The sequence below is a fragment of the Saccharopolyspora sp. NPDC045941 genome (genome assembly GCF_056431445.1).
This window is the reverse complement of record NZ_JBWKKU010000105.1, coordinates 1-24,233: the sequence shown is the minus strand read 5'-3', so window position 1 is coordinate 24,233 and position 24,233 is coordinate 1. Positions and strand designations below refer to the sequence as shown.

16 protein-coding genes and 2 pseudogenes are annotated in these 24,233 nt (G+C 67.8%); 8 read left to right on the top strand and 10 right to left on the bottom strand.

The features are described 5' to 3' along the window. Positions 1–182 precede the first annotated feature (182 nt). The gene (locus AC07FN_RS43570) at positions 183–2,027 is read right to left on the bottom strand and encodes an Hsp70 family protein (protein ID WP_478400975.1); all 1,845 of its coding nucleotides are present in this window, start codon (positions 2,025–2,027) and stop codon (positions 183–185) included. 623 nt (positions 2,028–2,650) lie between these two features. Here AC07FN_RS43570 and AC07FN_RS43565 point away from each other — a divergent pair. Continuing rightward, a pseudogene (locus tag AC07FN_RS43565) lies at positions 2,651–3,163 on the top strand (methyltransferase domain-containing protein); the annotation flags it as partial. A 45-nt stretch (positions 3,164–3,208) separates the two neighbouring features. On the opposite strand, the gene AC07FN_RS43560 reads toward AC07FN_RS43565, so the two are convergent. After that, on the bottom strand, positions 3,209–4,210 hold the full coding sequence (locus AC07FN_RS43560) for a LacI family DNA-binding transcriptional regulator (RefSeq protein WP_478400974.1): 1,002 nt from the start codon (positions 4,208–4,210) through the stop codon (positions 3,209–3,211). Between the two features lie 148 nt (positions 4,211–4,358). Between AC07FN_RS43560 and AC07FN_RS43555 the strand changes: the two genes are divergently transcribed. Then, positions 4,359–6,119: a hypothetical protein gene (locus tag AC07FN_RS43555; RefSeq protein ID WP_478400977.1), complete on the top strand. Its 1,761-nt coding sequence runs from the start codon at positions 4,359–4,361 to the stop codon at positions 6,117–6,119. 156 nt (positions 6,120–6,275) lie between these two features. After that, entirely contained in the window at positions 6,276–7,526 is a 1,251-nt protein-coding gene (locus tag AC07FN_RS43550) for a hypothetical protein (protein ID WP_478400973.1), read from the top strand. 75 nt (positions 7,527–7,601) lie between these two features. On the opposite strand, the gene AC07FN_RS43545 is transcribed toward AC07FN_RS43550, so the two are convergent. The 3 genes from AC07FN_RS43545 to AC07FN_RS43535 form a co-directional block, all read right to left on the bottom strand. Further along, on the bottom strand, positions 7,602–8,129 hold the full coding sequence (locus AC07FN_RS43545) for a VanZ family protein (protein ID WP_478400972.1): 528 nt from the start codon (positions 8,127–8,129) through the stop codon (positions 7,602–7,604). A gap of 327 nt (positions 8,130–8,456) precedes the next feature. Beyond that, positions 8,457–8,681: a hypothetical protein gene (locus AC07FN_RS43540; RefSeq protein WP_478400971.1), complete on the bottom strand. Its 225-nt coding sequence runs from the start codon at positions 8,679–8,681 to the stop codon at positions 8,457–8,459. 41 nt (positions 8,682–8,722) lie between these two features. Continuing rightward, positions 8,723–10,231: a glycoside hydrolase family 88 protein gene (locus tag AC07FN_RS43535; protein WP_478400970.1), complete on the bottom strand. Its 1,509-nt coding sequence runs from the start codon at positions 10,229–10,231 to the stop codon at positions 8,723–8,725. Positions 10,232–10,306: 75 nt separating this feature from the next. Here AC07FN_RS43535 and AC07FN_RS43530 point away from each other — a divergent pair, with 75 nt between their 5' ends. The 5 genes from AC07FN_RS43530 to AC07FN_RS43510 all read left to right on the top strand — a co-directional run bounded on the left by AC07FN_RS43530 (position 10,307) and on the right by AC07FN_RS43510 (position 19,910). Continuing rightward, the gene (locus tag AC07FN_RS43530; protein WP_478400969.1) at positions 10,307–10,489 is read left to right on the top strand and encodes a hypothetical protein; all 183 of its coding nucleotides are present in this window, start codon (positions 10,307–10,309) and stop codon (positions 10,487–10,489) included. 156 nt (positions 10,490–10,645) lie between these two features. Beyond that, positions 10,646–14,632 (top strand): type VII secretion protein EccCa, encoded by a 3,987-nt coding sequence (gene eccCa / locus AC07FN_RS43525; protein WP_478400968.1) that lies wholly within the window; start codon positions 10,646–10,648, stop codon positions 14,630–14,632. Then, on the top strand, positions 14,629–15,759 hold the full coding sequence (locus AC07FN_RS43520; protein WP_478400967.1) for a S8 family serine peptidase: 1,131 nt from the start codon (positions 14,629–14,631) through the stop codon (positions 15,757–15,759). The genes eccCa and AC07FN_RS43520 overlap by 4 nt, the downstream gene beginning before the upstream one ends. 371 nt (positions 15,760–16,130) lie before the next feature. After that, a complete protein-coding gene (locus tag AC07FN_RS43515; RefSeq protein ID WP_478400966.1) occupies positions 16,131–19,034 on the top strand; it encodes an ATP-binding protein in 2,904 nt (967 codons plus the stop codon). 300 nt (positions 19,035–19,334) lie between these two features. After that, entirely contained in the window at positions 19,335–19,910 is a 576-nt protein-coding gene (locus tag AC07FN_RS43510) for a sigma-70 family RNA polymerase sigma factor (protein ID WP_478400976.1), read from the top strand. Between the two features lie 437 nt (positions 19,911–20,347). On the opposite strand, the gene AC07FN_RS43505 is transcribed toward AC07FN_RS43510, so the two are convergent. The 5 genes and pseudogenes from AC07FN_RS43505 to AC07FN_RS43485 form a co-directional block, all read right to left on the bottom strand. Continuing rightward, positions 20,348–20,596 carry a hypothetical protein gene (locus AC07FN_RS43505; protein ID WP_478400965.1) on the bottom strand — a complete coding sequence of 83 codons (249 nt, stop codon included), beginning with the start codon at positions 20,594–20,596 and terminating at the stop codon, positions 20,348–20,350. A gap of 218 nt (positions 20,597–20,814) precedes the next feature. After that, positions 20,815–21,768, bottom strand: a complete 954-nt coding sequence (locus tag AC07FN_RS43500; RefSeq protein ID WP_478400964.1) for a threonine ammonia-lyase — start codon at positions 21,766–21,768, stop codon at positions 20,815–20,817. A gap of 29 nt (positions 21,769–21,797) precedes the next feature. Beyond that, the gene (locus AC07FN_RS43495) at positions 21,798–22,727 is read right to left on the bottom strand and encodes a DMT family transporter (RefSeq protein ID WP_478400963.1); all 930 of its coding nucleotides are present in this window, start codon (positions 22,725–22,727) and stop codon (positions 21,798–21,800) included. After that, positions 22,724–23,713 (bottom strand): TauD/TfdA family dioxygenase, encoded by a 990-nt coding sequence (locus AC07FN_RS43490; RefSeq protein ID WP_478400962.1) that lies wholly within the window; start codon positions 23,711–23,713, stop codon positions 22,724–22,726. Before AC07FN_RS43490 ends, AC07FN_RS43495 begins: the two co-directional genes overlap by 4 nt. Positions 23,714–23,837: 124 nt before the next feature. Next, positions 23,838–23,945: pseudogene (locus tag AC07FN_RS43485) on the bottom strand (AMP-binding protein); the annotation flags it as partial. Positions 23,946–24,233 lie beyond the last annotated feature (288 nt).

The window sequence follows — 24,233 nt, the reverse complement described above, 5'->3', positions numbered from 1 at the left end:
GTGTACCCAGTGCGGCCACACCGCGCACGCTGACGTGAACGCGGCGAAGAACATTCTCGCCGCCGGACGGGCGGTGACAGCCTGTGGAGACCTCGTCGTTAGGCGGTCCGTGAAGCAGGAACCTCGACCGGCGTTAGCGCTGGTTGGAATCCCCCGGCTTTAGCCGTGGGGAGGACGTCAAGTCAGGACAGCTGATCGCAACGGGTGGCGTCGGGATCGTTCGCCGCTCCTGCCTCCCAGCGCACCTTGGAGACCGTCATCCCGAACGAGCCGTCGGTGTACACCAGCCACGGAGTGTTGATAGCCGTCGGATCCCATTGCTCGGCCCGGTTCTCCACGAAGCAGCGCAGCGGCAGCTTGACTGTCACCGGCTTCCCGGCAGGCAGCCGCTTGAACAGGTTCGTGGCGGTGACCCTTGCGCGGCACGGGGAGGTGCAGTGCACCTCCATCGACACGGTGCTCGACGGCGGTCTGTGCAGTGTCGCGTCGAAGACGATCGCACCGTTTTCGTCGAAGTAGCGTGAGAGGTCTTGGTTGCCGCCTGATCCTGGCTGGCTTTGGAAGTAGACCTGGCCGCTGCCTTGGCCGGACCAGTTCATCTTGAGTCCGCCCATGCCGTCCAGCCGCACCGTGACCGGGCCTTCCTTGGTCTGGGCCCCGTTCGTCCAGAATTCGGTGCCGGTCCGGCCCTGCTCGGAGCCGATGAGTCCGACCCACGGCTTCGCCGCCATGCCGTCGAACACCGGCAACGGATCACCGGGCTGCGTGCTCCCGGCGATGGGTTCGGGGCCCTGCGTTTCGGCGCTGCTGGCGGTGACGTAGGTGGTGATGGCTGCGATGACGGCGATGGCGGTGATGCCCGCGGCGAGGGGGATGAGCCATTTCTTGCGGGTTTTCTTGGGTGGTGTGGTGCTGGGTAGTGCTGGCGGGAATGTTCTGATGGTGGGTGGTGTGGCGTTTGTGGTGATGATTTCGGTTGGGGTTACGGGGATGATTTCGGTTGGGGTTACGGGGTTGTTGCTGGGTTGGGGCTTGGCGGTGCGAGTTGTGGTGGTGGCGGCGCCGAGGGCGACGGTGTGTTTGGGGTGGAGGGTCGCGCGAATGGGTTTGTTGAATTCCTGGCTGAGAGTTTGGTGGATGAGGGGGATTCGGGAGGAACCGCCGGCGAGGAGGATGGCGGAGACGTCGTCGGGGTGGATGCCGGCTGAGGTGATGGTGCGGTGAAGCGCCTCGGTGGTGAGTTGCAGCGAGGGGCGGATCATGTTGTTGAGGTCCTGGCGGGAGACGTAGACCTCGTGGTTTCCGGTGGGGAGGGGGATGGTGAGGGTGAGGTCAGGTTCGGCGGAGAGTTGTTCTTTGGCGTGGGTGGTGAGGGTGTGGATGGTGGCGAGGGCGGTGGCGTGGGTGGGATCTTCAGGGTCGAGGGTGCTGATTGCGCCGTCGAGCTTGTCGTCGAGGTGGGCGCGGAGGGTGTCATCGAAGTCGATGCCGCCCATGTGCTCGATGCCTTCGGGGGTGCCGAGGATTTCCATGCCGTGGGGTTGGACACGGAGGATGGTGGTATCGAAGGTGCCGCCGCCGAGGTCGTAGACGGCGATGATTTCGCCGTTGCCGAGTCGGCGCTCGTTGGTGTAGTGGGTGGCGGCGGCTTCGGGTTCGGTAATGAGTTGGTAGTGGGGGATGCCGGCGAGCCGGGGGACCTCGGCGAATTGCTCGCGGCGGTAGGGGCCCCAGATCGCGGGGCAGGTGAGGGTGATGGTGGCGGGTGGTCCGCCGCCATAAGCGGTGCTGATGTGGGTGAGTACGTCGCGCAGTTGGGCGGCCATGAGGGCAGCGGGGGTGTAGGAGGCGCCGCCGAGCATGAGGCGGGTGGGGTCGCCGAGGCGGCGTTTGAAGCCGCGGGCGAGTAGGGCGGGATTGGTGGTGGCGTTGCGGGAGTTAGCCGCGGCGAGGCCGGTGAGCAAGGTGCCGTCGGGGCCGGGGGTGGCCATCGAGGGGACGACAATGTCGGGGGACAGGGTTGCCATGCGTAACCCGGTGGGGGTTGCTACGGCGGCTGAAGTAAACGAAGTTCCGAGGTCGATGCCCACGCCATACCACACGGCGTCTTTCCTTCCCATTGCCACGCAGGGTGAAGCTAATCACAGCTATTCGGAACCACGCTATCGCCACAGGTCGACTGGTAGCTAGTGCAACCTGTGATGTTGTGCCCCTTTGAACACCAGGGATGGCCCCTTTTTACAGGCGCCCGATGAGGCTGCGAGAGACACGGGACCCTCTTTGCCAGGATGAGAAGAGACACCTGATGTGAGTGCCGGGTATGAGTGTGAGGGCGGGATCGGAGATCCTGGTAGACGTGTCCACTTCATCTAACGACAGGCCGGGCGGGCAGCTGATGATCCCTGGCCTGGAGTTTCGTTAAGTCAGAGCTGAGGCAGGGCGGCGGTTCGGGTCATATTGACTGCCCATAAGACTCGAAAGAATCCGAAGTTCGCCGCAACTGGCGAATTTTGATCACGCAATCGTCGTTGCGTGCAAAAGGGCGCTTCGAGTGCATCAGGACAGAATCCCACCTGCGTTCTCCGATTGAGGTCGCCAGCGAGCTTCTGGAAGGAAATCAGCCGACGATGTTCGGTGGCTCCCTTACCCGGCGGGAGGCTCGTTCCTGGAGATCGGGTGCGGGGCGGGCGTTACGGCCGTGCTGGCCGCGCTGCGCGGCTGCGCGCGGGTGGCCGCCGTCGATATCAGCGGCCAAGCAACAGCGAACACCGCGCTCAACGCCACCCGGCACGGCGTCGGCGACCGCGTGTCCGTCCACCAGGGCGACCTGTTCGGCCCGCTCGACCGGGACGACCGCTTCGACGTCATCTTCTGGAACTCCAACGTCATCCCAACGCCCGAGCACTTCGACTACTCGCACGACATCGAGCACGCGATCTTCGACCGCGAGTACCGCGCGCACCGACGCTACCTGGCGGAGGGCATGCAGCGGCTCACGCCCGGTGGGGTGTTGTTGCTGGGCTTCAATAGCCTCGGCGACCGCGTGTGGCTCGACCGAATCGCCGCCGAATTGGGGCTTGAGTTCACCGAATACCGGGGTGAGACCCGCCACTCAGGCCACGTCGCGGTGACGTTCCAGCTGCTCCAGGCGGTCAAACGTTAATACCGCAACTCGACGCCGGTGACGTACTCCGTGCGGGACAACGGGTCAAAGGCGTGGTGCGCCCAGCGTCGCGCCCTCGACGAACTCGCACGGGAGCAGTTCCTGGGGTGTGGTGCCGTGTTCGAGCACCTCGGTCAGCGCCTGCACCGCCCTACGCCCCATCTCGCGCCTGGGGATGCGGAAACCGGTGAGCGCCACGTCGTCCGGTGCCGGCCGGGTAGCGGCGCCGAGCGAGAGCACGGCGAGGTCGCCCGGCACGGAGAGCCCGCGCGCGCGTCCGGCGAGCACGATCGCGGCCCCGTCCGACACCTCTTCGGTGAGCACGGCGGTGACGCCCGCTTCGCGCAGCTGGTCGAGCCGTGCGGTCTGCACATGCACACCTTGGGCGCCATGTGCGGCAACGGCTTCGTGGAAGCCTTGCAGCCGATCCGCGGACGACTCCGCGCCCGTACCGGGCCCCACGTACGCGAACCCGCGGTGGCCGAGCGCGACCGCGCGGTCCACCAGGTCTCGCACCGCGGTGCGGTAGTCGGCGCCGACGTGCGGCACCCGGCCGCCCGCGTCGTCGCGTCGTCCGATGGAGATGTACGGGATGCCTTCGGCGATCAGCTGGGCCAGGTCGTCGCGGTCGACCGTGCGACCGAGCAGCAGACTGCCGTCGGCGAGCCGCACCCGGCTGTCGTCGCTGAAGATCCGCCGCCGTACGCCAGCGGCCTTGGCGCTGGTGAACAGCAACAGGTCACAGCCGACCTCCTCGGCCTGCTCCTCGATGCCTTCGAGGAACGGCTGGTAGAAGTTCGCGCGGGTGCTCGGGAACACCGCCTCGTAGGTGAACACGCCGAGAATGCGGTTGCGCCGGTCGTGCAGTCTGCGGGCGATCGGGTTCGCGACGTAGCCGGTCTTCCGAATCACCTCCAGCACCTGCGCACGGGTCTCCGGCGCGATCCGGACGTTGCCGTCCCGCCGGTTGTTGAGCACCAGCGACACCGTGGCCTGGCTGACTCCTGCCATCCTGGCGATGTCCCGCTGGGTAAGCCGTCGGGCCACGAGCACCCCCGCTTGCCAATTCGAATTGGCACGGATTCTGCGTCGTCGGCCCACATGTCGTCAAGCACCAATAATTCGAATTATCATCTTGACCTGCGGGTGCCGAGCCGACGAGGGTTACCGACCACAAGGAGGTAGGCCCGTGACTATGTTCAGCCGTCGCAGCCTGATGGCCGGCTCCGCCGCTCTCGGACTGCTCGCCGCATTGCCGGCCCGCGCGGTCGCACTGCCCGCGCCGCCGCCCACCACACCGATCCGGCGCCTGTTCGCACCCGAGGAGCAGCGGTTCGCGCCGTACCTCAGAGCGGTCTCGCCGATGGTCGCCGACATGGACTCGAGCGGCTTCTTCGCCGGAGGCTGGTGGCGCAGCCCGGCGGTGTCGTACAACGCCCGCGTCCAGGAGCACGTCTACACGCTCGCCTGGTTCGCCACGCAGTCCCGAACGTGGAACCCGTACCGGGGCAACGCGGATCTGCTCGCCGCGCTCGACGCCGGGCTCGGGCACTACCTGGGGTTGCAGCATGCCGACGGCTCGTGGCCGGAGTACTCGCCGACCGAGCACTCGCTCGCCGCCACCGGCTTCGCGATGGGGTACCTGAGCAAGACCAACGCCCTGCTGCGCAAGGCGAACGTCTTGACGCAACGCCAGGCGCAGATCACTTCGGCGCTGCGCGCAGCGATGATGTGGCTCCTCAACCCGGCCAACGGTCGCGTCTGGCAGCCCACGATCCACTACGCGAACCAGGTCACCGCCGGGCTCGCCGGTGCCGCGCTCGAGCTGAACCAGGCCCCCGATCCCTTGCTGCGGCAGCGGTTGACCGAGGCGTTCGCGCGCCTTGCCGCGAACGGGCAGAGTCCCGCGGGCTTCTTCTACGAGGAGACCGGCGCGGACACCAACTACAATTTCGAGGTGATGCTGCCGGAGATGGCCGACGCGTGGCGCCAGTCCAACGACGCCAACCTCGTCACGATGACGCGCCGGTACACCGACTGGCTCGGCTACAACCTGCTGCGCGAACCCGACGGCTCCGGCTGGTTCGCCAACGTCGCCCCGAACTCCCGCACCACGTCGCGGTTCTACGCCGACGTGCGGCCGGACCCGGAACGTACCGCGCTGAACAACCAGTTCGTGCCGCTGGTGCCGAATTTGTCCGCGTTCCTGTCCAGCCGCGAAGACCTCGCTGCCGCACGGGCGGCCTGGGCGGCGGACCCGGCACCGGTGCCCGCACTCGTCAAACCCGACACCTCACCGCGCATCCTCAGCCACGCGATCTACGGCGAGCGCTATCCGACTCGTGCCCAGCGCACGGCCGCGATCGCGGAACTTCCATACCGCCGGGCGCACTTCACCGAGATCCGCAGCGACCAGGGGCAGGACTTCCTGTTCCTGCGCAGGCCGCAGTTCTACCTCGGCGGCTACTTCGGCACGAGGCGCGCGACCTCGCTGGCCCGCACCGGTCTGACGTTCCTGTGGCACCCGGTGGCGGGCACGGTCGTCCAGTCGATGAACAACAACGACCACGCCTGCTGGGCGACGGTCTTCCCGGGCCAGGTGCCGGACGCGAACGGACCGCAGCAGGCGGAGTTCCTGGGCGGTGAACCGTACCGGTTCCGCTACCGCACCGCGAGCGGCTCGGTCGTCACCGACGTGACCGTGCAGCCCGACCAGATGACCAGGTCGGTGCGGGCGAACGCACCGGCAACCGAGCAGATCCCGTTGGTGGTGAAGGACTCCGACACCGTCGCACTCGACGCGCGAGGGCTGACGCTCACCCGCGGCCGGGTGGTGCTGCGATTCGACTGGGCACAACCGCGGCAGCCCGCGATCAGGCCCGCCTCGATCACCTACCCCGGCCGCCGGATGCACATTCTCACCGTGCGGCACGTTCACCGTGACGATCTCAGCTGATTGATTCCAGGCTCGTTTTGGGGTCGCCGGACATTTCGCGGAATATCCAACGGAATAGGCGCTGACCTGCGGTGATCACACCCCGGCGTTGGTGGTGTGGTCGGTGCCCGAGATGATCTTTCGCGTCCGGGTCGGGTGTTGCAGGGTTTGGCGGACTTGGAAAGTTCCCGGGGGAACATCAGCGGGCTGTCGGTCAGCTCCTCCAAGACGGTGATGGCGCGATGCATCAACAGACAGCCCGGCGGGCGAATCGCACTCGGCGTCCAATATGGACATTTGCGGGCGTCGCTGGCGGAGTCCTACGGCGGCCGCTCCCACGTGGACATTCTGCAGATCCTCGACCTCGAACAGGCACTGGCCACCGCCGACACCCTCGCTGCGGCCGCCGAGCGGCTCGACAACGGGGAGGGCGTCAGCGGCCCAGCCGCCACCCACTACATCGCCGCCGCCCAGGAGTTCCAGGCCGCCTACGCAGGCGGCTTCGCCTCCAAACGCCAATACAAGGCGCTGCTGGACAATCCCCGCCTGCAGGTCTTCGACCACCCCGAGGCACTGCTGACCTGCAACCACGACCCGCTCAAGGCGCTCTGCGATCCCAACCGGGGCAAGCCGGGAACTCGGCCCCGGCGCACCCCGAGCCAGGACCGATGCCACAGTTCCTGCGCGAATATCTCCCGCACCGACACCCACATCGAGCGCATCCAGGCCGAGGTCGACCGGATCGACGCCGAGATCACCGACGGTCTGGCTCCGCTGCCGATCCGCGAACGCCTACAGCAGCGCCAGTCCGCACTGAAGGAGATCATCGCTCGCCACCAGGCCACTCGCATCCACCCGGCTCATCAGAGGAACCCCAGTGCCGAGCAACCGCAGCCGGAACACCACTCGGCAGCCGAGATCGCCACCGCCATCCGTGACGCGCTGACCCAAGCGGCCGAGGCCACCGCCACCAGCCGGACCGAGGACGCCGCCGGGGTCCGGGCAATCGCCGAGGCCACGGTTCGCCTGCTCATCGGTGTCCCGCTACGTTCCAACGGTCAGCTCACCGTCAAATCGCTCGCCGAGGAAGCCGGACTCTGCACCTGCTCCAGTCCGCGCTGGTGCACGTCAACACCCTGCTGCTTCCACGACCTCATCGGCCCGGATGAGCGGCGCGCGCTCACGCCGCTGTTCTGGACCCACATCAACCCCTACGGCCGGATGTCCACCCGCCTGGACCTCGCCGGGGCGCCGGCCACGGGCACCGCGGCCGGGAGACGGTGCTGTAGTGCGCGCCGAAAGGACATCCGTGCACCCGCCAGGGCAACGCAGCTAGTGGCGCGCCCCGTTTCCAGACGGATTATTCACCGGCACGCCCTACCTGCCCCGGAGCAATTGCTTCCCATCTCGCACTGCGGCGGTCAGTGAACACGCGGTCACATCCCACGACATACGACAGCTGAGGACTGACCGATCTGCCACCGCCGCGCCGCAGGACGCGGGTCAGTGCCAGCGGAACCGGTTGATAAGAACAGCAAGAGCAGGCACCCGAGACAACGCGGCGAACAATCCGAAACCCAGCGCACCGCCGATCACATTGAAGAGCAGATCGTTCGCATCGGCCAAATGGCCGCCGCCCAAGAGGTTGTCAGTGAGGAACTGGGTCAGCTCGATCGCCAGACTGAACGCCGCTGCCGCGGCCACCACACGCCACCAGGAGGCTTTGGCCAGCAGTAGCGGCACAATTATCCCAACAGGCACGAAGACCAGGATGTTCTTCACCGCGTCGCCGACCCCATAGTCCGCGAGCGGCTCGAAGTAGACCTTCCATTGCGAGGTGAAGGACTTGTTCAAATAGATGGGGAATACTGTGTTCGCGACGACGCCGGCGGCGTAGACACAGAGTGCGAGCGCGACGGCGGCACGTGGCACCGACAGGCGGCCGCGGCTGTGCAGGTACCACAGCATGGCCAGGAAGATCGCTGCCGCGGCGGGAACTACCACCGGAAGTACCGGGACCTCGCGAAACACTTCGTATCGCTTCCTTTCACGAGTTGCAGCGCAAGACTTTGCCAACGCCTTGTCGGCATATCTTGCACTACGCCACGCGCATCCTGCGGCGGGGTCTGGCTTACTGATGTCTTTGCCGTAGATGTCTTCACTGCGCGCGATCGAAGGCAGACCGCCGTTGCTAGTCGTGCTGTGGCCGCTCGTCCGGGGTGATGAGTTCTTCGCGCTGCAGCACCGTCTGGGTGGCGCCGGCGTCGAGCATGGCGCGGATCCTGTGTTGGCCGTTGATGATCAGCACCTGGCCTTCGGTGTCCTCGCCGAGGCAGATGCTTCACGAACCCGCTCGGGTCAGCTGATCCAGCGCTGCCCTCGGCTGAGCGCATCCGCCGCGGAGACGACGAGTGCTGTTGCCGGAGCGAGGCCCTCCTTCCGCCATACGAGCTCGAGATTGAAGGTCGGGAGATCAGAGTCCGTGAGCGGGACTGCGGCGACATCCGTCGTGACAAGATGCTGCGCCATCGAATCCGGCACGAGCGTGAAGCTCTTGCCGTCATGCAGGTCGAGAGGCTTCATCCCGGGAATCGGGTCCTCTTGGTAACAGCTCACACCGGTAATTACTCAAGTTTCGCGGCTGCCGCAATAGGAGTCAACGATCTCAGTTCTTCGTTCATGATCAGGAACGCGCCGAGCCCGTGGAAGTCGTTGTCCATTCGCGGGCGCTCCAGGTAGTACCGGGCATCGCCGACGTTCGTGCCGATCACGACGTCGGAGATCCTGGTCCGGCCGTCCGAGCCGATGGACACCTTCGCCAGCACGCCGCGGTACCCGCGTTGCGCCACCGGCCAGAACGCCGGGCTCACGTAGCCTCGCTCGACCGCCCGCGCGAGGGTGTAGGTGAACATCGCCGAGCACGATGTCTCGGTCCAGTTGCCTGCCAGACCCGGTTTGACGGGCAACTGGAACCACCGGCCGGTTGCGGGATCCTGCCAGCGCCGGTAGCCGTCCGCGAGGTACCGGACAATCTCGACGAGCGCGGCCCGGTCCGGATGCGTGCGCGGAAGTTCTTCGAGCACGTCGACGGTGGCCATGCCGAACCACCCGACCGCCCGGCACCACACCTCCGGCGAGCGCCCGCTGGTGTCGGCCCACTCGGAGCGGCCGGTCTCGTCATAGGCGTGGCGCAGCAGGGCGTCTTCGTTGCGCAAGTGCTCGAAGTAGGTCAGCAGCTGACGCGGCGGGCCGGTGTGGTCACCTGCGCGAGCCAGGAACGGCTGTGCCATGAAGGCACCGTCCGACCAGAGTTGACCGGTGAACGCGACGTTGTGGATCAGGGCGCCGTCGCTGGCCCGCGGGTAGGTCGCGACCCGCGTGACGATCCTGTTCGCGGCCAGGCGGTAGCGCGAATCGCCGGTGGCCTGCGCGAGGTCGAGGAAGACGTTGCCCACGAGCATGCTGTCGAGGTCGTTGTACGGTTTGCCGGTGCTGCCGTCCGCAGCGACACGCGCCGAACCCCACGCCTTGACATAGTTGAGGTAGCGGGTGTCGTGAGTGCGTTGGTAGACCTGGAAAGCCGCGTGCAGGAACAACGCGTCGGTGTAGCCGAGGCCGAGCGACGTGGCGGGCCGTCGCGCCATCGTCGAGTCCACCACCGCGGTGGACCAGTCGCTTGGGCTCGGCGCGGTGACGCCGTTGTCGACGGACAGCGAGTCGAGGTTCGGCCCGCCTTCCGCGGTGGTCGCGGTGGCGCGCACGACGTTCGTCCCATGCTTGAGGTTGACGCGGAGCGTTCGCGTCGCCCATGCCGTCCAGCTTCCCGTGCTGGGGAAGGAGATCGCGTGTGGCGTGCCGTTCACGACCACGTCGAGCGAGCGGTCTGCGCCGGTGCCGTTGGCGAAGCGGAACGTCAGTGCGTGTCCGCCGGCGACGGCCGCGTGCACGGTGAACGAGAGGGAGCTTCCGATGGTGTTGTCGTAGTTGACGAATCCGGTGCCGGTGAAGCCCAGGTGGTTCGACTCCACGGCGGCGTCCGTGCGAGCCGCGCGTTCCGCCTCGTACACGGTGGTCGCGGCGAACGCGGGAGTGGGTGGCGGAAGTAGCAGGAGGAGAGCCAGCACTACGAGCACTACGCGCAGTCTTGACATCATAAGCCCCCAGCGGGTGGTCCAATGAGATCGCTCTCACTCTGGTGCCGCTGGAAAATGCCGGTCAACAAGCTAATCGTCATTATCTGGAACGGCCTGGTAGTAGACGGCCCGTTTGGCGTAGCGGGTCGCGAGATCGCGGAACTGCTCGAGCCCGTCAGCGCATGGACCACCGATTTGGTTCAGCTGAACTTCGCCGCACGTCAACCTCGCGGCCCGGACGGCGCAGCAGCTGGCTGATCAGAGCGCCGCGAACTGGCGTGGTGAGCGGGTCCGCTGGTGGTGCGTGAACCGCCGCGTCGAGCCTTGCCGGGACATCCGGACTCTCGATGCTGAACTACTCGCGGTCTGCCCGACGTGTGTCCGGTGTACGGATGGCGTGAGGAGCCGACCGCGATGACAACGACCCTGTTCCGCCGCCCAGGGCGGGAGAAGCCGCCGGAGATGCCGACCGGCGAGCTCGCGTTGGAGGAACCGCCGACGCTGCCGGAAGCCAGCGGCGGCAAGGACATCCTCTCTTCGCTGATGATGATCCCGATGATGCTGGGCACGGGCGTGTTCATGCTCATCTACATGGGCAGGATGAACCCGATGCTCGGCCTCGGGATGTTCGGCCTCATGCTGCTCATGGCCACCTTCATGGTGCTGATGCAGGTCACCCGCGGGGGTGTGGAGCGCCGTCACAAGCTGCGCGGCGACCGCAAGGACTACCTGCGCTACCTCGGCCAGGTCCGCAAGCAGGTCCGCACCGCGGCGTCCAGCCAGCGTGCCGCCCTCGCCTGGCGGCATCCGGATCCGGCGGCGCTGTGGTCGATCGCGATGACCGGCCGCCTGTGGGAGCGCCGCGCGGCGCACGTGGACTTCGCCGAGGTGCGGCTCGGCACCGGCTCGCAGCGGCTGGCGCTGAAGATGACGCCCCCGTCCAGCAAGCCCATCCAGGATCTTGAGCCCCTCGCGGCCAGATCACTGCGGCGGTTCATCAACGCCTACACCAGCGTCGCCAACCTGCCGACCGCGCTGTTCCTCCGGGGGTTCTTCAAGATCCGGTTCAGCGGGGACGAAGACGCCATCCGAGGCACCGTCCGGTCGATGATCGCCCAGCTCATCACCTTCCATTCGCCAGAAGACCTGAGGGTGGCGGTGTGCGCGAGCCAGGATCGTGCGTCGCTGTGGGAGTGGGTGAAGTGGCTGCCGCACGCGCAGCACCCGCTGGAGCAGGACGACGCCGGGCAGGTGCGGCTCCTCGCCGACGGGGTGGACGCACTGACCGACCTGCTCGACGCCGAGCTCGGCGAGCGCGGTCGGTTCGAAGCCGCCGCGTCGCCCAACCGCGACGAGCCCTACGTGGTGATCGTGCTGGACGGCGTCTTCGTTCCCGGTGAGTCGCGGCTGGCGGGCACCGGCTACCGCAATTCCATCGTGCTGGATCTCAGCAATGCCGTCGAAGGCAACGTCGGAACGTCCGCGCTGCGGCTGGACGTGACGAAGGAGCAGGTCGAGATGGTGCGCACCAGCCGCACCGGCAAGGAGATCCGTACCCGGCTGTGCACCCCGGATCTGCTCAGCCTGCCGCGGTCGGCGGCACTCGCGCGGGTCGTCGCGCCGTATCGCCTCGGCGGCACCACCACCGACGTCTCCGAGCCGATGCTGGTCAACTTCGAGCTGCCCCGGCTGCTCGGGGTTTCCGACCTGGACGAATGGCGCCCGCAGACGATCGCGCGCAACGGCCTGACCCGCGACCGGCTGCGCATCCCGATCGGCATCGCGGAGGACGGCACCCCGGTCGAGCTGGACATCAAGGAGTCCGCACAGGGCGGGATGGGCCCGCACGGGCTGCTCATCGGAGCCACCGGGTCCGGCAAGTCCGAACTGCTGCGCACCATGGTGCTCGGCATGGCGATGACCCACTCGTCGGAGACCCTCAACTTCGTCCTGGTCGACTTCAAGGGCGGTGCCACGTTCCTGGGGCTGGACGGGCTGCCGCACGTGTCGGCGATGATCACGAACCTGGCCGACGAGGCGCCGCTGGTCACCCGCATGCAGGACGCCCTGCACGGTGAGCTGGTGCGTCGGCAGGAGCTGCTGCGTTCGGCGGGCAACTACGCCTCGCTGCTGGACTACGAGAAGGCGCGGCTGTCGGGCACCCCGCTGGACCCACTGCCGACGTTGTTCGTCATCGTCGACGAGTTCAGCGAGCTGTTGGCGGCCAACCCGGACTTCGCCGAGTTGTTCGTCATGATCGGCCGGCTGGGCCGCTCACTCGGCGTGCACCTGCTGCTGGCCAGCCAGCGCCTCGACGACGGCCGCATTCACAAGCTGGAAAGCCATTTGTCGTACCGGATCAGCCTGCGCACGTTCTCCGCGATGGAGAGCCGCTCGGTGATCGGTGTTCCCGACGCCTACCAACTGCCCGCCTCTCCCGGTAATGGATACATCCGCACGGACGTGTCCACGCTGATCCGGTTCAAGGCCGCGTACGTGTCCGGCCAGCACCGTCGGCGCACCCGTGAGGAGCGCCAGGAGGAGGTGCGGCGCCAGGTCGTCCCGTTCGGCATGGCCAGACTGGCTCGCGACGAACCGCCCGCTCCGCCTCCGCCTGCCCAGGACGACGAGAAGGACAACAACGACACCGGTGTCGACCGCGCGGCCAGCGGTGAATCGGTGCTGGACGTGGCCGTGGAGAAGCTGCTCGAGCACGGCCCGCCGGCGCACCAGGTGTGGCTGCCGCCGCTGGAGAACCCGCCGGCGCTGGACCACCTGCTGCCGCCGCTGGTGCCGGACCCGGTGCGCGGGCTCGTCGCGCAGAGCTGGCGGGGGTGCGGGCGCCTTGAGGTTCCGGTCGGTGTGGTCGACAAGCCGTTCGAGCAGCTGCGTGACGTGCACCTGGTCGACCTCGCGGGCGCGGGCGGCAACGTCGGTATCGCCGGCGGTCCGCAGTCGGGTAAGAGCACTTTGCTGCGCACTCTGATCACCGCGCTCGCGCTCACCCACTCGCCGTCCGAAGTTCAGTTCTACTGCCTGGACTTCGGCGGTGGGACGCTCTCCGCCCTCGAGCAACTGCCGCACGTCGGCGGGGTCGCCCGCCGGATGGAGGAGGAGCAGGTCGCCCGCACGATCGCCGAGGTGCAGACGATGCTGACCCATCGCGAGCGGCTGTTCACCGAACACCGGGTGGAAGGCATGGCGTCGTATCGTGCGCGGCGTGCCGCCGGGGAGTTCGCCGACGAACCGCATGGCGACGTGTTCCTGGTCGTGGACGGCTGGGGCTCGCTGCGCACCGACTTCGAACAGCACGACATGACGCTGCGGCAGCTCGCCCAGCGCGGGCTGGCTTACGGCGTGCACCTGATGATCACCGCGAACCGCTGGTCGGACGTGCACAGCGCGTTGCGTGACCAGCTCGGCACCCGGTTGGAGCTGCGGCTCGGTGACTCCATCGACTCCATGATCAACATGCGGGCGGCCGCGTTGGTGCCGCAGGTTCCCGGCCGAGGACTGACGGCCGACCAGCGGCACTTCCTCGGTGGCGTGCCGCGCATCGACGGAATGCCCGCCACCGAAGGGCTGGCGGAGGCGACCCGCGACCTGGTGCAGGCGATCCGGGAGACGTGGCGCGGACCCGCCGCGCCTGCCGTGCGGATGCTGCCTTCGGTGCTCCCCGCCGAGGAGCTACCGGACACGGAGCCGGGGCCGCGTGTCCCGCTCGGCTCCGGGGAGCTCGACCTGCAGCCGGTGTGGCACGACTTCCGCACCAATCCGCACCTCACGGTCGTCGGCGACACCGGCAGCGGGAAGACGGCGGCTCTACGGCTCATCGCGCAGGCCGTCACCCGCGTCAACAGCCCGGACGACGTTCGCATCGTGGTGATCGACCCGCGGCGGACGCTGGTGGAGTCGGTGCCGGAGGAGTACCGCGAAGGGATTGCCGTGGCCAAGCAGGCCGCCGAGGAGCTCGCCCAGAATCTCGCGGCGCGGTTGCGGGAACGGATTCCCGGCGCCGACATCACCCCCGCTCAGCTGCGCAAGCGGGACTGGTGGAGCGGCCCGGAGTACTTCGTCCTCGTCGACGACTACGACCTGCTGACGAGCGGCATGGGCGGGCCGCTGGACCCGATGGTGGAGCTGATCCCGCAGGCCGGCGACATCGGCCTGCACCTGGTCGTCTCTCGCGCGGCGGCCGGCGCCGGGCGCACCAGCATGGAGTCCTGCATCCGGCGCATGCAGGAGTCCAACACCCCGGAGCTGACGCTGTCCATGCCGCCGGGGGAGATGCCGCTGCTCAACGGCTCGCGGGGACGGTCGTTGCCGCCGGGACGCGCGGTGCTGGCCACCCGCCGGGAGGGCATCGGGCTGCAGATCGGCTGGACGGAGGCCCCGGAATGAGACGAGTACTGGCCGTCGCCGCAGCGGCGCTGTTCGCGGTGCCGGCAGCTCCGGTGGCGTTCGCGCAAGGGCCGACCGGGGAGTGCACGCCACCGGCGGAGACGACCATTGAGCGTGCGTCGTGGGCCCAGGAGCGAATGGCTGCGGACCGGGTGTGGCCGGTGACCAAGGGCTCGGTCACCGTCGCCGTGGTCGACACGGGTGTGAGCGCGGCCGCTCCGGCTTTGAGTGGCGCCGTCGAGCGCGGGACGGACCTGCGCGGCGGGCCCGGCAACGGCGACTGCTTCGGGCGGGGCACGTTCATCGCGGGCTTGATCGCGGCGCGGCAGGGCCGCGGCCCGTTCGCCGGGATCGCGCCAGGGACGTCCATCTACCCGGTGCGGGTGTCCGACAACCCGCCCAGGATCCAGGACCACGCCGCGCTGTCCCGGGACATCGCGGCCGGGATCCGGTCCTCAGTCGACGCCGGTGCCCGGGTGGTCGCCGTGGGGCTGGTGTCCACCATCGGCACCGAGGAGTTGAAGGCCGCGGTGGAGTACGCGACGAGCCGGGACGTGGTCGTGCTCGCGGCGGCTGCGGTGCCCAAGAAGGGACAGCTCGCGTTCCCGGCCCGCTATCCCGGCGTGGTCGCCGTGGCGCCGGTAGCCGCGGAGGGTCCGCTGACCGAGCTGCCCTACGGAGCGGCCCCGGACGTGGCAGCGCCCGCGAACGACTTGGTGGGCATCGCCCCAGCAGGTGCGGGTAACCGCGTCGGCTCCGGTATCGAGCTGGCCGTTGGCTACGCCGCGGGCGCCGTGGCCCTGGTCCGCAGCTATCACCGGACGCTGTCCGCGGCGCAGGTCGTGGACCGCCTGCAGAAGACCGCGGACCAACCCGCCGGCAGCTTGCCGAACGAGTACATCGGCTACGGCGTCGTCGACCCGTTCGCCGCGGTCACCACCATCCTCGATACCGACCCCCCGGTGCAGGCGGTCGCCGAACGCCTCTCGGTTCCCCTGCCCGCGCCGCCCGACCCGGAACCGGGCAACCGGGCGTTGTGGTTCGCCGGCCTGGCCGGCGCCGTAGCCCTGCTCATCGCCGGTCCGGCCATCGTCGCCACCAGAGAAAAGCGACGACGGGAGAGCTGACGGCTGCCCGCAGGCACTATGGAGACATCTTGCCCGTGGTTCCGCGAACTCCTACCGGTGAACTGAAAAGCATCCGGTGTACGTGCAGTAAAAAGAAACCGCCGACAAGGTTTGCTGGAGGAGGGCTTGGCGGTGGTGGACGGGTAGCTGCTGTTGGGGCGTTACGACACCGCAAGGCTCGCGTCCCCAATGACCGGCAGAACCCCGAGAACGCGAAAGATCACCCGACAAAACGGCCCAGCTAGGCTCAACGGGCATACATCTTGCCCGTTGAGGCAGAGTGCGCGTCCAGGACACCTATCGAGCTTGACTCCGCTGCACGGCACAGCTGAATCTTTGCTGTGTAACCCATGTGGAGCATGGCACGGCAAGTGTCGAGCAAGGAGCGGGTCGTGGAGTCTCTCGCTGACGGCGCTGTCCTGGTCGACCGCGACAACGAAGTGCGGCGTCTCAAGGACGCAGTCCGCCACGTCGTACAGGGACGCGGCGCAGCGGTGTGGATCGACGGTGAGCCGGGCATTGGCAAGTCGGCGCTGCTGGCAGCCGGGCTGGACGGCGTCGAAGGACTCGGCTGCCAGGTGTTCCGGGCAGCCGCCGACGAGTTCGCGCGCCATTGCCCGCTGCGCGTCATGCTCGAATGCCTTGGTATCACGCCGAATTCGCCTGATCCGGACCGGCGGGCCATCAGCGATCTGCTGTCGAGTGCCGCCGCCGACCCGTCAACGGTTGCCGCCGACCGGCTGTTGGTGCTCATCGAGGGCATGTGCACGACTGCACCGGTAGTACTGGTGATCGACGACATCCAGTGGGCCGACGCGGCCAGCCTCCTCGTCTGGCACCGACTGGGCCGGATGATCGAGCGCCTGCCGTTGCTGCTGATCGCCGCCTGCGGCCCTGCCCCGCACCGGCCCGACCTGGCACTGCTGCGTCGCGACCAGACCGCCATGCTGCTGAGCCCCCTCGGCGAAGCGTCGACGGCAGAACTCGCCGGGCAGCTGCTCGACGCCGACTCGGTAGGGCCGACGCTGCGACAGGTTCTGCGGAGTGCGGCCGGAAACCCCTGTTATGTTCACGAAATCGTCAATTTCCTGCAACGTGATGGTTACCTCACCCGTTCGGCGGCGAACGCCGTCGAGCTGACCTCCGAATTGGCGAGGATGCCCGAGTCGTTGACGACGGCCATATCGGCTCGGCTGCGCCATGTCAGCGGCAGCGCATGGGAAGTGTTGCGGATGGCGGCGCTTCTCGGCCCAGCGTTCTCGGTCACCGAGCTGAGCGCGGTGTGCGGCCGCTCGGTGGCCGACTTGGCCGGAGTCGCCGAACAAGCCATCGCCTCCGGCATCCTGGTGGAATCCGGTGCCCGACTGGAATTCCGGCACACCGTGGTCCGGCAGGCACTGTATGAAGGCATCCCGACCCCGCTTCGACTCGCACTGCACAACCAGGCGGCCCGCGCACTGGGCCCAACCGGCGCCCGGATCGAGTACGTTGCCGGGCACCTGCTCGCTGCTCTCCCCGGCGAGACCACCGTCGGCCTCGACGACTGGGGTGTCGACTGGCTCGTGCACAATGCCCGCAAGCTGGCCCACCGTGCCTCGGAACTGGCGGTCGACCTGCTCACCTCCGCTTCAGACGCACTGGATCCTGACGACCCGCGCGGCGAACCGTTGCGGATCAGGTTGGCGGAGGCGCTGCTGCTGCTCGGCCGCACTGAGGAAGCCGAGGAACTGGCCGAAGCGATCCTGGCCGACACCCGAGACCCCGAAATCACTGCCGAGATGAGTTGGCTCCTCGCGTGGTCGCTGACCATGTGGGGCAGGCTCGACGAGGCCCGGATCGTGATCGAAAACGCCATCGGCGGCGGAAAGCCAAGCCATGCCGGAAAGGCCGGTGGAATATCCAATGCGGATAGTCGCTGGACCGCTCGCCTGCACGGACTGCTCGCCAGAATCGCGCTTTCCATCGGCCAGGCCGGGATCGCGGAGGCGGCGGCCCGACGGGCGCTCGACGCGGGACGGGAGCTCGGCGACCGGTTCGCGACCGGTTTGGCACTACACGCGACCGGGGTGATTTCCGCCCAACGATGGGATCTGGCCGGGGCGGCTGCCGAATTCGATCGCGCACTGTCCGAGTTGGGCAACGATCCCGAGTGCACCGATCAGCGGCTGCTGGTCCTGGCCGACCTGCGCGGCGTGCTCTTCGAACTCGGCAAGGCCGACAAGGCCGAGCAAACCGTGCGGGAAATGCAGGCCATCGTGCAACGTTATGGGACGTCGCCCAGGCGCGGCGCGGCACGGCTCTGCGCTGCCGAGCATTTCCATGCCACCGGCAGGTGGGACGAAGCGGTCGCCGAACTGGAAGCGGCGATGGAGAGCTACGACCGGATGGCCGCCACGCACCAGTCGCGACTGCGTTGCCTGGCAGCGGCCATCGCAAGTCACCGCGACCAACGCGACACTGTGGAAGAACATCTTGCCGCGGTGCCCGAAAACCCGGACCGCCGCACGGAGTTCGCACTGCTGGCGCAATCGACGTGGTACGAAAGGGACGGTCGTCAAGGCGATGCCGCGGCAGTTCTGGGCGCTGCGCTGGCCCGCGACGAGCACCCGGGTACCCGGCACACCTGGCTTCCGCTGCTGGTCCGGCTTGCGCTGGCCCGCGACGACCGCGACACCGCAGTACGGGCTACGGAGGCATGCGAAGCCGATGCTGCCCGCGGGTCAGCGCCGGCCATCGCGGCGGCGGCCCGGCATTGCCGAGGGCTGCTGGAGGGCGATCCGGCGTTGATCGACGCCGCCGCCGAGGCTTACCGGCGGATGGAGCAACCTCTGAAACGCGCTCAGGCACTGGAAGATTCCGCCGTCCTGCACGCCAGACGCGGCGATCTCGGCGCTGCCCGCGCCGCATACGTTGAGGCGACCCGCATCTACACCGACCTGGGCGCCAAGTGGGACCTGCTGCGCGCAGACTCCCGGCTGCGCCCGTACGGTGCGCGTCGACTGCGCGCACGCCGCCGAAGTGCGACCACCGGGTGGGAAGCCCTGACGCCGACCGAACTCAGGGTTGCAAGACTCGTCGCGGCAGGCCACGCCAATGCGGACATCGCGGCGATTCTCTTCGCATCCAGGCGAACCATTGAGGTGCACGTATCGCGCATCCTGGCCAAGCTTGGGGCGCGCTCCCGGGTCGAGATCGCCATCGAAGCCGCCCGGCAGCCGAGCCTCGACCAACACGTTCCGCTGCCAATGCCCCAAGAAGACCGCCTCTGCGGCTGAAACAACCCCACGCTCCGCCCAAAGGCATCGCAGGCGAGGGCGTCGTGACCAACTTGCTTGGGCACGGCGCCCTCGCTCGTCATGACCATCACGTTCGTGTCACGGATTCGGCTCTGCGGAAGTTCTTCTGGTTGCCCTTATTTACCCAATTTGGCGGTGTACGTGAGTTCACTGATTTTCCGGCTCACTACAAGAGGAAACCTAGTCGTACAAGCAAGTGATCGAGCACAACCGCGGTACGTCACAGCGCCGCCGACGGGTCGGCGGACAGCTCGCAGAAATGGACCAGGAGTGGTCATCATGGAGAATTCCATCGCCTCACGCCGGGAGGACAAGGCGCCCGCCAGCGAGTCGTACGGCCCCGCTCCCGACCCGCAATCCGTGGTCAATCAGCTCTACGGCGACTATTTCGCGGCTCTGCAGCTCTACGTCAGCCGGATGATCTCCGATCCGTACCAGGCCGAGGACATCGCTCAGGAGACGATGGTGCGTGCCTGGCGGCACGCCGACGCGCTCAGCCGTCCCGAACTCGGTTCGGCCTGGGGCTGGCTGAAAAAGGTGGCGCGCAACATCGCCATCGACAAGATCCGTGCTCGCCGGGCACGTCCCGACGAGGTCGAGGAGTCCGCGGGCGTCGGGGTCGGCATCCTGGGAGACCACTCGGACGACGTGCTCACATCGATGTCGGTGGCCGATGTGCTGCTAGAGCTCATCCCGGAACACCGCAGCGTGCTCTACGAAGTGTACTTCGCCGACCGGACTGTGGCTGGCGCAGCCGACGTCCTCGGAATTCCCTTGGGCACGGTCAAATCCCGCCTGCACTACGCACTCCGCAAGCTGAAGACATCGGTGGAGCCAACCGAACTCGCAGCATGAGCCCAGCGGGGGCGTGCTGGGTCCGATAGAGGCTGTTTCCAAACTCGTCTTGCGTGGCGGTGCGGGTCGGAACCTCAGACGCCATCTGGTCTCCGTCTCGGTAGCCGCGCGCCTTGGGCTGGCCGACAACCGGCAGCCGACCGCTTCCTGCGGCTGACGCGGCTACTGGTATCGCTTGATGTCTTCTCCGGAGACGAGGTAACGGGCTATCGCCTGACCGAGCGGGAATCTGTTTCGTGCCAAGGTAAATGGCTCGATGCGCCACATGTGTGACATGGGGCTTGAGGAACATCCGTGTCGGATCGTGCGCTAAGCCTTAACGCTGCTGGTCAGCGATCAGACAAGGATGGCGCCACGAAGATTCATCGTGATCTACAACATGTCGGCGGCGGGTGGAGAGCGTCCGGCCTCAGCCGAATAGGCGGTGGCGCGGAGATCTACAACGGCGGAACGCCCGGCTCAGGGTCGTCAGGAAACTGCCGGTGCCGGGCATCGGCGAGCCGCGCGGTCAACCACCTTGTGCACTCCAGGTCTCGTTGGAACCCGGCCTGCTGCTCGGCAGTCAAATCCCCGTGGTCGAGGTTGTCCTGCAACCAGTCGGCCGCGCGGCGCAACTCGGCCAGAGACGCGTCATAGCCGTCGCGCAGCCCTTTCCCGTAGCGGGTCAACGGCGGCGGGGAAGACATGAGCGCAGTGTCCGCCGAGCTCCTCCGCGGAGCACGGGACCGGCTCGCCGCGATGCGGCGCTTCAGTATCGGCGGGTTGTACTACGGCGCCACCATCGCCCTGGCCTGCCTCAGTCCCGTGGCCCTGCTCGCCACACATGCCCTGCTCGCCGTCTACTACAGCTTCGACCAGCTCGCCCCGGCCCGCAGAACGCCCTCATCCAGCGCCGGTGGGGCGATCAGCCGGCGAGTATCCCCGCCAAGGTCGGCAGTGCGATGTTGCGTCCGGTCACGACCGCCACCGGCGTTCCCTGCGCGGGCACCTTGCCGGCGAGCAGGGCTGCCACTCCCACCGCGCCGGAGCCTTCCGCGATCACTCCTCGCCGTGCAGCGAGGTACCGCATGGCTTCCCGGATTTCGGCTTCGGTGACGGTCACGAGGTCGTCCACGTGCTCGGCGACGAGATCGATCGTGACCGAGCCCGGTTCGATGTTGCCCGCTATGCCGTCCGCAAGCGTGTCACCCACTTCGACATCCACCCGCCGCCCAGTGCGCACCGCGGTCGACATCGCCGTCGAGGCTTCCGGTTCCACCGCGACGACCCGCGCGTTCGGGCGGCGGGATCGCCACAGGCCCAGGCCGGCGGCGAGGCCACCGCCGCCCACCCCGCAGACGACGGTGACGTCACCGGCGAGTTGCTCGTCGAGCTCGTAGCCGATCGTCGCCTGCCCGGCGATCACGTAGGGGTCGTTGTACGTCGAGACGTAGTAAGCGCCTTCCACCGCGAGCCGGAGCGCGTACGCCTCCGCGTCGTCGAACGACTCTCCGGCCTGGATGAGGTCGATGCCGGAAGCACGCAGCGCCGACACCTTAGCGGGCGAGGCGTTTCTGGAGACGACCACGGTGGCCGCACGTCCCGTCAGGCCGGCCGCGAACGCGATGCCCAGGCCGTGGTTTCCGGAGGAAGCAGTGATCACCGGCACGTCCCGTGGCACGGCCGCCAGTGCGTTGAGCGCACCGCGCACCTTGAACGAACCGGTCGGCTGCAGGGATTCGAGCTTCAATGCGATCGGCGGCCCGTCGGTGTACGCGGTGTTCAGCGGCGTGGGCGCGAGATGCCCCGAGATCACCTTCCAAGCGGCTTCGAGGTCGGCGACGGTGGGCACGCGAACGACGCGAACCGAGTCGGACATGGACTTCCTTCCTGGGTTCCGGCGAACTTTCAGGGGCTCGGCGCCGGTGTGGCGGAGCGGAACTCGGCCAGGCACATGGCACCGACGACGAGTGCGGCACCGACGACGATGCGGGCGGTCAGCGCGTCGTGGTCCACCAGGACGCCGAAGATGCCGGCGAAGACCGGTTCCAGCGTCAGGACGACGGCCACGACCGAAGCCGGCAAGCGGGCCTGTGCCCAGGTCTGGATCAGGTAGCCGGCCGACGTGGCGACCACGGCCAGCCCGGCGACGGAGATCCAGAAGCTCCCGTCGGCCGGGAGGTCCATCCCGTCCGGGGCGCCCAGCGCCAGGCAGAGCAGGCCGACCACGCCCAGCTGCACCACGGTGAGCGCGTAGGCGTCCTCTGCCACGGACCACTCGCTGAGCCCGGTGATGTGCAGTGCCAGGAAAAGCGCGCAGAGCAGCGTGAGGCATTCTCCCGGGCCCATCGCGAACCCGTGCAGCGACATGGCCCCCAGACCTGCCGTCGCGATGCCCACCGCCCACCAGATGGTCGCGCTGATCCGGTGCCGGAGGAGCAGCCCGGCGATGACAGGGGTGAACACCACGGACATGCCCGTGATGAAGCCGGAGGTCGACGCCGCGGTGTACTGCTGGCCGTAGGTCTGCGCGATGTAGGCGACACCGAGTGCCAGGCCCAGCAGGACACCGTGGCGCCATTGCCTGCGGTTCAGGCGCAGCACGCGGCGGGGACGCAGCGCCATCAGCACCGCGGCCGCCATGAGGAACCGGACGGCCAGGAAGTCCATCGGTGACGCCGCCCGCGTGACGTCCTTGACGACGACGAAGGTGCCACCCCAGACCGCGGTGACCGCGATCAGCGAAACGAGCGCGAGCAGGTTCAACCTGTCGCGGCGGGTCGCGGACGGACCCGCCGCGACAGGTGCCGTGCTGCCGGACGCCGTGTCCGCACTCATCGGCCGGGGTGCAGTGACGGGTAGGGGCCGACCTGGACCTGGGCGTAGCCCGGCTCGTCGCGCTCGGAGTCGAGGCGCTGCCAGGGGCCACGAGCGAGGATGCGCTTCAACCAGCGGTCCGTTCCGTCGTAGCGCGCTGTGAACGGCCGGCGGGCGTGGGCGGCGACGTCGTTGTTCACGACGACGACGTCGCCCGGTTCGGCCCTGACGGTCGTGGCGCAGCTGTCCAGCGCCTCGCCCAGCCGCTCCCAGGCGGCGCGGAGGTCGGGCCGGTCGTCGGGCAGCTTCGTGTAGGGCGGGTCGAACCGCATGCACCGCCCGTCGGCGGTCTCCCACAGGGTGAGCATCCGTGCCGAGTCGCCGCCGTCCTCCGACCAGCTGCCCGCGTAGCTGTCGTCCGGGTACAGCAGAACCGGGGTGGTGGACAGGAGCGCGGCGTCCTCGTCCGAAAGGCGGGCTCGCCGGACGCTGGCCACGTCGGTCCCGACCCCGTCGGGGTTGCGCACGCACGCCAGCAGCAGCAGTTCCGGGCGGTCCGGGTGGTAGGAGTCCTCGGTGTGCCACTCGAGCTTGACGGCGCTGCTCGCACCGACCTGCATGTTCTCGAAACCCTTGCTGGGCACGATGTCGTGGACGAGCCGCCCGTCCTGCTGGGACCTCCAGCCGAAGACGCGGCCGGTGACACCGGCGATCAGTGCGAACGCGACATCCAGCTCACGCGTCTGCCCGGGGTCGGCGGTGTCCCACGACGACGGGGTCGGCCCGGGAGCTTCGGTGAAGTCGGAAAGGATTCCCTTGAGGACGTAATAGCCGGAATCCGATTGCGGGACACTCGTCACGTCGCCCAGCTCGGTGATCAGTGCACGGGGAATGCGCTGATAGTGCAGGTGCAGCGTTTCGGCGGTCACCCCGTCGGCGGCGAGTGCGAATGACGTGCGGCGCAGGAGAGCTTTTGCTTCTTCGTGGAGAAAGCGAGATTCCGCCATGTTTTCTCGTTCGGTTTCCGACATTTCGAGGTTCTCGTCTCTGCTTGAGTAGATGGTCGATGGCGGGCAGCCAACCGCCGACGCGATCGCCGGGCTGCAGGCCGAGGACCCGGGCAATGGTGGCCGCGTTCGCCAGGAGGCTGCCGTGGCTGAGCATCACGCCCTTGGGGGCGCTGGTGGAGCCCGAGGTGTACTGGACAAGAGCGAGCGTGTCCGAGCCGTTGTGCGCCACCTGATCGTCGTCGAGGGCCGGGCACTCCACCGACTCGACGTCTAGCACCTGCAGCGGCAGGCTCCGTTCGGCGACCCATTCCGCGACAGTCGGTATCGCCTCGTCCCGGTCAGCACGACCGAGGCATCGACGTTCGTGGAGGAAGCGGCCGGGCACAGGAACGGGAACAGCGACTCTGCCGCTGTACAGGCACCCTAAGGGATTGCCGGGAAATAACTTGATCTTTTAGCTTGATATCGATCATCATGGGGTATGGCGGTTGCGGTAGAGGTCGAGCGGTCACTGGCG